The 7,787-nt window shown below is 69.7% G+C and carries 6 protein-coding genes and 1 pseudogene; all 7 read left to right on the top strand.

Going from position 1 to position 7,787, the window contains the following annotated elements; genetic code table 11:
- A pseudogene (locus B2869_RS16585) lies at positions 1-818 on the top strand (thiamine-phosphate pyrophosphorylase); the annotation flags it as partial.
- A gap of 240 nt (positions 819-1,058) precedes the next feature.
- Positions 1,059-2,111, top strand: a complete 1,053-nt coding sequence (gene argC, locus B2869_RS16580; protein WP_292768981.1) for an N-acetyl-gamma-glutamyl-phosphate reductase — start codon at positions 1,059-1,061, stop codon at positions 2,109-2,111.
- Positions 2,108-3,265 carry a bifunctional glutamate N-acetyltransferase/amino-acid acetyltransferase ArgJ gene (gene argJ / locus B2869_RS16575; RefSeq protein ID WP_167253474.1) on the top strand — a complete coding sequence of 386 codons (1,158 nt, stop codon included), beginning with the start codon at positions 2,108-2,110 and terminating at the stop codon, positions 3,263-3,265. The genes argC and argJ overlap by 4 nt, the downstream gene beginning before the upstream one ends.
- Positions 3,262-4,179 carry an acetylglutamate kinase gene (argB, locus tag B2869_RS16570; protein WP_292768976.1) on the top strand — a complete coding sequence of 306 codons (918 nt, stop codon included), beginning with the start codon at positions 3,262-3,264 and terminating at the stop codon, positions 4,177-4,179. The genes argJ and argB overlap by 4 nt, the downstream gene beginning before the upstream one ends.
- Entirely contained in the window at positions 4,176-5,381 is a 1,206-nt protein-coding gene (locus B2869_RS16565) for an acetylornithine transaminase (protein ID WP_292768973.1), read from the top strand. Before argB ends, B2869_RS16565 begins: the two co-directional genes overlap by 4 nt.
- Entirely contained in the window at positions 5,378-6,307 is a 930-nt protein-coding gene (gene argF / locus B2869_RS16560; protein WP_021199752.1) for an ornithine carbamoyltransferase, read from the top strand. Before B2869_RS16565 ends, argF begins: the two co-directional genes overlap by 4 nt.
- Entirely contained in the window at positions 6,307-7,737 is a 1,431-nt protein-coding gene (gene argH / locus B2869_RS16555) for an argininosuccinate lyase (protein ID WP_292768967.1), read from the top strand. The genes argF and argH overlap by 1 nt, the downstream gene beginning before the upstream one ends.
- The last annotated feature ends 50 nt before the right edge of the window (positions 7,738-7,787 follow it).

The following is a 7,787-nucleotide window of genomic DNA, read 5'->3' as shown; positions in this document are numbered from 1 at the left end:
ATGCGGTCAGCGCCGCGCGCGCCTGGCTCCGCGAATCCCTGCGCGCGGGGGACGCGCTGAGCGTGGGGCGGGGTCACGGGCCGATCGACCATTTCGCCGGACTCCGGGAGCGTGCGGCGGCGCAGACCCGACCGGCGGCTGACGACATCGCCGCGGACTGGTGGCAGGACATCGCGGAGATCCGCGCGGGGATCGACGAACTCCCGTTCATCCGAGCGCTCGCCGACGGGACGCTGGAGCGCGGCCCCTTCCTGATCTATCTCGCGCAGGACGCGCTGTATCTGCGCGAGTACGCCCGTGTCCTCGCCGAAGCCGCCCGGCTCGCGCCGACGTCGGAGGAACAGGCCTTCTGGGCCGATTCCGCGCAAGGCTCGATCGTGGGTGAACTCGAGCTGCACGCGTCGTACCTGACCCCGGCTCAGGGAGTGAGCGCGGCGACGTTCGCCGCCGAGCCGGGGCCGGCGACCACCGCGTACCTCGACCACCTGCGCTCCGTCGCGTTCGGCGGCGACTACGGCGAGATCGTCGCGGCCGTCCTTCCCTGCTTCTGGCTCTACACCGACCTCGGCCGACGCCTGCGTGCCGGAGAGTTCGGGGAGTACGCGCGGGATCCGCAGCATCCCTACGCGTCCTGGCTCACGACGTACGCGGATCCGGCATTCGAGGCGGCGACGGAGAAGGCGATCGCCTACGCTTCCGGGGCTGCGGCGCAGGCCGATGCCCCGACCCGTGCGCGCATGCGCCGGGTGTTCGCGGTATCGAGCGCACACGAGCTCGCCTTCTTCGCCGCGCCGATGGGGCTGCAGCCCCTCAGATGACGGGGTGGATTTGCGGTGGCCGCCGGGGCCGCGCTACTGTCGCGACATGCCTTCGGCCGCCACCGCTTCTCCGACGCTCGCTCCGAGCGTCATCGCTGTGCGCCGACGCCGCGGCCGCCGACTGTAGGCGACCCCGCCCTCCTGCCTGCGCACGCGCAGCGGTCGAGAGCCGGTGTCGCCGCCTCCGGCCCCGTCCCCGGTCCTCCCTTCGAGGAAGGACCCGACCGTTAAGGTAGAAGCATGACGTATTCCGTCGCCGTCTCCGGCGCATCCGGCTACGCAGGCGGCGAGATCCTCCGTCTCCTGGCCGATCATCCCGACATGGAGATCCGCACCGTCACGGCGCACTCGAACGCCGGGCAGCCTCTCGTCGACCACCAGCCGCATCTGCGTTCTCTGGCACACCTCACCCTGCAGGACACGACGCCCGAGATCCTCTCCGGCCACGACATCGTGTTCCTCGCACTCCCGCACGGGCAGTCGGGGCAGTACACCGATGCGCTCGGTGCGGCTCCGCTCGTGATCGATGCCGGAGCCGACCATCGGCTCACGTCGGCGTCCGCGTGGGAGGCGTTCTACGGCGGGGCGTTCCACGAGCCCTGGACATACGGCGTCCCCGAGCTCCTGATCGACGGGGTCAAGCAAAGAGAGCACCTCCGCGGCGCGACTCGCATCGCGGCTCCCGGCTGCAACGCCTCGACCGTGAGTCTCAGCCTCGCGCCGGGCGTCGCCGCCGGCGTGATCGACCCCTCGGACATCGTCTCGGTGCTGGCGGTCGGTCCGTCCGGTGCGGGGAAGAGCCTCAAGACGAACCTTCTCGGCAGCGAGATCCTCGGCACCGCGAACCCGTATGCGGTCGGGGGATCCCACCGGCACATACCGGAGATCCGTCAGGCGCTCGCCGCGGCATCGGGTATCGACGCCGACGGCATCCGTATCTCCTTCACTCCGGTGCTGGTGCCCATGTCGCGCGGAATCCTCGCCACGTCGACCGCACGGATCGCCGACGGCGTGACCGATGCGCAGATCCGCGACGCCTGGCAGAGCGCCTACGGCGACGAGACCTTCGTGCAGCTGCTGCCGGAGGGACGCTTCCCGCGCACGGCCGACGTGCTCGGCGCCAACACCGCGCTGATCGGGCTCGCGATCGATCGCGCCGCGAACCGGGTGACCGTGGTCACCGCGGTCGACAACCTCGTCAAGGGCACCGCCGGCGCTGCCATCCAATCCATGAACATCGCGCTGGGGCTTCCCGAGGCCCGCGCCCTCTCAGTGAACGGAGTCGCGCCGTGAGCGTCACCGCCCCCGCAGGTTTCGAGGCGGCCGGTGTGGCCGCAGGACTCAAGTCCACCGGCAAGCCCGATGTCGCCGTCGTCGTCAACCGCGGACCGCGCAAGGTCGGCGCCGCCGTCTTCACGAGCAACCGCGCCAAGGCCAACCCGATCATCTGGTCGCAGCAGGCCGTCGCCGACCGGGTGGTCGAGGCCGTCGTGCTCAACTCCGGCGGGGCGAACTGCTTCACCGGCGCTTTCGGATTCCAGACGACGCATCAGACGGCTGAGAAGGCGGCCGAGCTCCTCGGTGTCAGCGCCGGCGACGTGCTGATCTGCTCCACCGGTCTGATCGGCACAGGAGACGAGACGTTCCGTGCGCGTGTGCTCGCCGGCACGGAGCAGGCGATCGCCGAGCTCAGCGCTGATGGCGGAGAGAGCGCGGCGCACGCCATCATGACCACCGACACCGTCGCGAAGACCGCCGTGGTCAGCCGCGACGGCTGGACGATCGGTGGGATGGCGAAGGGAGCAGGAATGCTCGCGCCGGGCCTCGCCACGATGCTGGTCGTGATCACGACCGACGCCGTCCTCGAGCCGCTCCAGGCCGATGACGTGCTGCGCCGTGCGACCGGGCGGACCTTCGACCGGCTCGACTCCGACGGCTGCATGTCGACGAACGATCAGGTCACCCTCCTCGCCAACGGCGCCTCCGAGGTCGTGCCCGATCTCGACGACTTCGCCGCCGCGCTGATCGAGCTGTGCCAAGAGCTCGCGGTCAAGCTGCAGGGCGATGCCGAGGGCGCGAGTCACGACATCACGATCGAGGTGCAGCACGCGGTCTCCGAGCAGGACGCCGTCGAGGTCGGCCGGTCGGTCGCCCGCAACAACCTCTTCAAGGCCGCCATCTTCGGCAACGACCCGAACTGGGGCCGTGTGCTCGCCGCGATCGGCACCACGAACGCGCAGTTCGATCCCTACGACGTCGACGTCTGGATGAACGGCGTCCGCGTCTGCACGGCGGGCGGCCCCGACCGTCCCCGTGAAGAGGTCGACCTCATGCCGCGCGCCACGCACCTCGTGATCGACCTCAAGGTCGGCGAGTCGACGGCGACCGTGCTCACGAACGACCTCACCCACGACTACGTGCACGAGAACAGCGCCTACGCCTCATGACCGACATCCAGGACACCCCGGCCGAAGTCGCCGCACAGAAGGCCACGACCCTCATCGAGTCGCTGCCGTGGCTGAAGAAGTTCCGCGACCAGATCGTCGTCATCAAGTACGGCGGGAACGCGATGGTGTCGGAGGAGCTGCAGGACGCCTTCGCGCAGGACATCGCCTACCTCCGTTACGTCGGCGTGCTGCCGGTCGTCGTGCACGGCGGCGGCCCGCAGATCTCGAACATGCTGCAGCGGCTCGAGATCCCCAGCGAGTTCAAGGGCGGCTACCGGGTCACCAACACCGAGGCGATCAGCGTCGTGCGCATGGTGCTCACCGGTCAGGTCAATCCGCAGCTGGTGTCCAAGATCAACTCGCACGGGCCGATCGCGACCGGCCTCAGCGGCGAGGACGCCGGACTCTTCGGCGGGCGCCGTCGCGGTGTCATGATCGACGGCGAAGAGGTCGACCTCGGTCGCGTCGGCGATGTCGTCGAAGTCGATCCGACTCCGGTGCTCGACCATCTCGCCGCCGGGCGCATCCCGGTGGTGTCGAGCATCGCGCCTGATCTCGATCATCCCGGCCAGTCGCTCAACGTCAACGCCGATGCCGCCGCCGCGGCTCTCGCCGTGTCCTTGCATGCGCGCAAACTCGTGATCCTCACGGATGTGCCGGGGCTCTACGCCGACTGGCCGAACCGCGACTCCCTCGTCTCGCACCTGACCTCGGAGGCCCTCATCGAGATGCTGCCGAAGCTCGAGTCGGGAATGATCCCCAAGATGCGCGCCTGCCTCGACGCGGTCGAAGGCGGCGTGGACGCGGCCGCGATCATCGACGGACGGGTGCCGCATTCGGTGCTCGTCGAACTGTTCACCAGCAAGGGAATCGGGACCGAAGTGGTCCTGGGAAGGTCGGAGGTGACGGGATGACTGTCTGGCAGGACGACGCGGCACGCGATCTCGTGCTCAATGCGGGGGAGCGGCTCGCGCTGCTGGTCCGCGGTGAGGGCTCGTACCTGTGGGATGCCGACGGTCGACGCCACCTCGACTTCCTCGCCGGCATCGCGGTGACCTCCCTCGGGCACGCGCACCCGGCCTTCGTCGAGGCCGTCTCGACGCAGGCGGCCACACTCGCGCACGTGTCGAACTACTTCGCCACCCCGCCCCAGCTCGCACTCGCCGCACGCATCAAGCGTCTCGCGGGTGCCGGTATCGACGGGCGGGTGTTCTTCTCGAACTCGGGCGCCGAGGCCAACGAGGCCGCTTTCAAGCTCGCCCGGCTGCACGGGGGCACCGAGCGGCCGCGCATCCTCGCGCTCGAGAACGGCTTCCACGGACGCACCATGGGCTCGCTCGCTCTCACCGCGAAGGCATCGATGCGCGCGCCGTTCGAGCCGATGCCCGCGGGCGTCGAGCACATCCCCGCCACGATCGAGGCATTGGAAGCGGCGATGGACGACCGCGTCGCCGCGATCATCGTCGAGCCGATCCAGGGCGAGGCCGGAGTGGTCGAGCTGCCGGAGGGGTACCTCGCCGCCGCCCGCTTGCTGACCCTCGCGCACGGCGCGCTCCTGATCGTCGACGAGATCCAGACCGGAGCCGGCCGCACCGGTGAGTGGTTCGGGTTCAGCCACGAGGGCATCATCCCCGATGCGATCACGCTCGCGAAGGGGATCGGCGGCGGCTTCCCGATCGGCGCGCTGGTCACCTACGGCAGCGCGAGCGCACTGTTCACCCCGGGGTCGCACGGCTCGACGTTCGGGGGCAATCCCCTGGCGACCGCTGTCGCCGACGCCGTGCTCGCCGAGATCGAGAGCGCCGGCCTGGTGGAGAACGCGGCCCGTCGCGGCGCGGAGCTGCGCGAGATCCTCCTCGGGATCGATTCCCCGCTGGTCGAGGGCGTGCGCGGACGTGGTCTGCTCGTGGGCGTCGCGCTCACCGCTCCGGTGGCCGGTGCCGTCGTCGCGGCCGCACAGGAGCGCGGGCTCATCGTCAACGCCGCCAACCCCGAGACGGTGCGCATCGCGCCCGCTCTCACCATCGGCGACGCCGAACTCGCCGAGTTCCGTGAGCTGTTCACGGCCGCTCTCGCCGACGTCCAGGCCTCTGTAGCCGGAAAGGTATCCGCATGACCCGCCACCTGCTGCGTGACGATGACCTGACCCCCGCCGAGCAGGCGGAGATCCTCGACCTCGCCATCGAGCTGAAGAAGGACCGCTGGGCCGACAAGAGCCTGGCCGGTCCTCAGACGGTCGCGGTCATCTTCGACAAGTCCTCCACGCGCACCCGTGTCTCGTTCGCGGTGGGCATCGCCGACCTCGGCGGCTCGCCGCTGATCATCTCGACCGCGAGCAGCCAGCTCGGCGGCAAAGAGACGCCGTCCGACACCGCGCGCGTCCTCGAGCGCCAGGTCGCGGCCATCGTGTGGCGCACCTATGCGCAGTCCGGGCTCGAAGAGATGGCCGAAGGCACGAGGGTGCCCGTCATCAACGCGCTCTCCGACGACTTCCACCCGTGCCAGCTGCTCGCCGATCTGCTGACGATCCGCGAGCACAAGGGAGATCTGAAGGGGCTCACGCTCACGTTCCTCGGCGACGGACAGAGCAACATGGCGCACTCGTACGCGCTCGCCGGTGTGACGGCGGGCATGCACGTGCGCATCGCGTCGCCGGAGGACTACGCGCCCCGCGCGGATGTCATCGAGGCCGCGGATCGCCGCGCTGCCGAGACCGGTGGCTCGATCACGCTCTACACCGACCCGGTCGAGGCGGCCGCCGGTGCCGACGTCGTGGTGACCGATACATGGGTCTCGATGGGCAAGGAGGAGGAGAAGCTCGCACGCATCCGCGATCTCGGCGGCTACAAGGTCACCCCCGAGACGATGACGCTCGCCGACCCCGAGGCGATCTTCATCCACTGCCTCCCTGCCGATCGCGGCTATGAGGTCGACTCCAGCGTGATCGACGGGCCGCAGAGCGTGGTCTGGGATGAGGCGGAGAACCGTCTGCACGCGCAGAAGGCCCTCCTGGTCTGGCTCCTCGGCAAGAAGGACGCGTGATGAGCGAACCGACACACGAAGGCACCAACGAGGGCGCACTCTGGGGTGCCCGCTTCGCCACGGGCCCGTCGCCGGAACTGGTCGAGCTGAGCCGTTCCACGCACTTCGACTGGATCCTCGCGCCGTACGACATCGCCGGCTCGCATGCACATGCCACGGCGCTCGAAGCTGCCGGATACCTCGAACCCGACGAGGCACGACGGATGCACGAGGGGCTGGATGCCGTGGCGCGCAAGGTCGCCGACGGCACGCTGCGACCGGTGCCGACCGACGAGGACGTGCACGGTGCGCTCGAGCAGGCGTTGATCGCCGAGCTCGGGCCGGAACTGGGCGGGCGCCTGCGCGCCGGTCGCAGCCGCAACGACCAGATCGCCACCCTCGTGCGCATGTACCTGATCGATCATGCGCGGGTGATCGCCCGTGACATCCTGCGGGTGATCGACGCGCTGGTGGCCCAGGCCGAAACACATCCCGCCGCGATCCTGCCCGGACGCACGCACCTGCAGCATGCGCAGCCGGTGCTGCTCGCCCATCACCTGCAGGCCCACGGTTGGCCGCTGGTGCGCGAACTCGAACGCCTCGTGGACTGGCGGCGTCGTGCCGGCGTCTCACCGTACGGCGGGGGAGCGCTGGCCGGTTCCACGCTCGGTCTCGATCCGACGCTCGTGGCGACGGAGCTGGGTCTGGACCGCCCGGCCGAGAACTCCCTCGACGGCACCGCGGCCCGCGACGTCGTGGCGGAGTTCGCGTTCATCACGGCGATGACCGGTGTCGACATCTCGCGCCTCTCCGAGGAGATCATCCTCTGGAACACCCGCGAGTTCGGTTTCGTCACGCTCGACGATGGCTACTCCACGGGTTCGAGCATCATGCCGCAGAAGAAGAATCCCGACATCGCCGAGCTCGCTCGCGGCAAGTCGGGTCGCCTCATCGGCAACCTCTCCGGTCTGCTGGCCACGCTCAAGGGCCTTCCGCTCGCGTACAACCGCGATCTGCAGGAGGACAAGGAGCCGGTGTTCGACTCGGTTCAGACCCTCGAGGTGGTGCTCCCCGCCTTCGCGGGCATGATCGCGACGCTGCGTTTCGACACCGAACGGATGGCAGCTCTGGCTCCGCAGGGCTTCTCTCTCGCGACGGATGTCGCGGAATGGCTCGTGAAGCGCCGGGTGCCCTTCCGTGATGCCCATGAGATCTCGGGTGCGCTCGTGCGTGCGTGCGAGGAGCAAGGGATCGGGCTGGAGGATGCCTCCGACGAGCTGCTGCTGTCGGTGTCGCCGCGTCTCGTGCCCGAGGTGCGCGAAGTCCTGACGATCGAGGGTTCGGTCGCATCGCGCACCGGCGCCGGGGGGACCGCCCCTGTGCGGGTCGCGGAGCAGCGTGCCGAGCTGGTCTCGCGCGCGCAGGCCGCCGCCCACGCCCTCGGTCTCTAGTCGAAGGCGTCGGCGGCCGGTCCGCGGCGGTTCAGTGCAGCTCGGCGTCG

The organism is Microbacterium sp. UBA3486, assembly GCF_002377845.1.
GTDB lineage: Bacteria > Actinomycetota > Actinomycetes > Actinomycetales > Microbacteriaceae > Microbacterium > Microbacterium maritypicum_A.
Note: the sequence above shows the minus strand (reverse complement) of the source record. Positions and strands in the feature narration are given on the sequence as shown.

Bases quoted from the DNA above. Each gene is read 5' to 3' on its own strand.
- argC (WP_292768981.1), top strand. From the start codon at position 1,059: ATGACGTATTCCGTCGCCGTCTCCGGCGCATCCGGCTACGCAGGCGGC.
- argB (WP_292768976.1), top strand. From the start codon at position 3,262: ATGACCGACATCCAGGACACCCCGGCCGAAGTCGCCGCACAGAAGGCC.
- B2869_RS16565 (WP_292768973.1), top strand. From the start codon at position 4,176: ATGACTGTCTGGCAGGACGACGCGGCACGCGATCTCGTGCTCAATGCG.
- argF (WP_021199752.1), top strand. From the start codon at position 5,378: ATGACCCGCCACCTGCTGCGTGACGATGACCTGACCCCCGCCGAGCAG.
- argH (WP_292768967.1), top strand. From the start codon at position 6,307: ATGAGCGAACCGACACACGAAGGCACCAACGAGGGCGCACTCTGGGGT.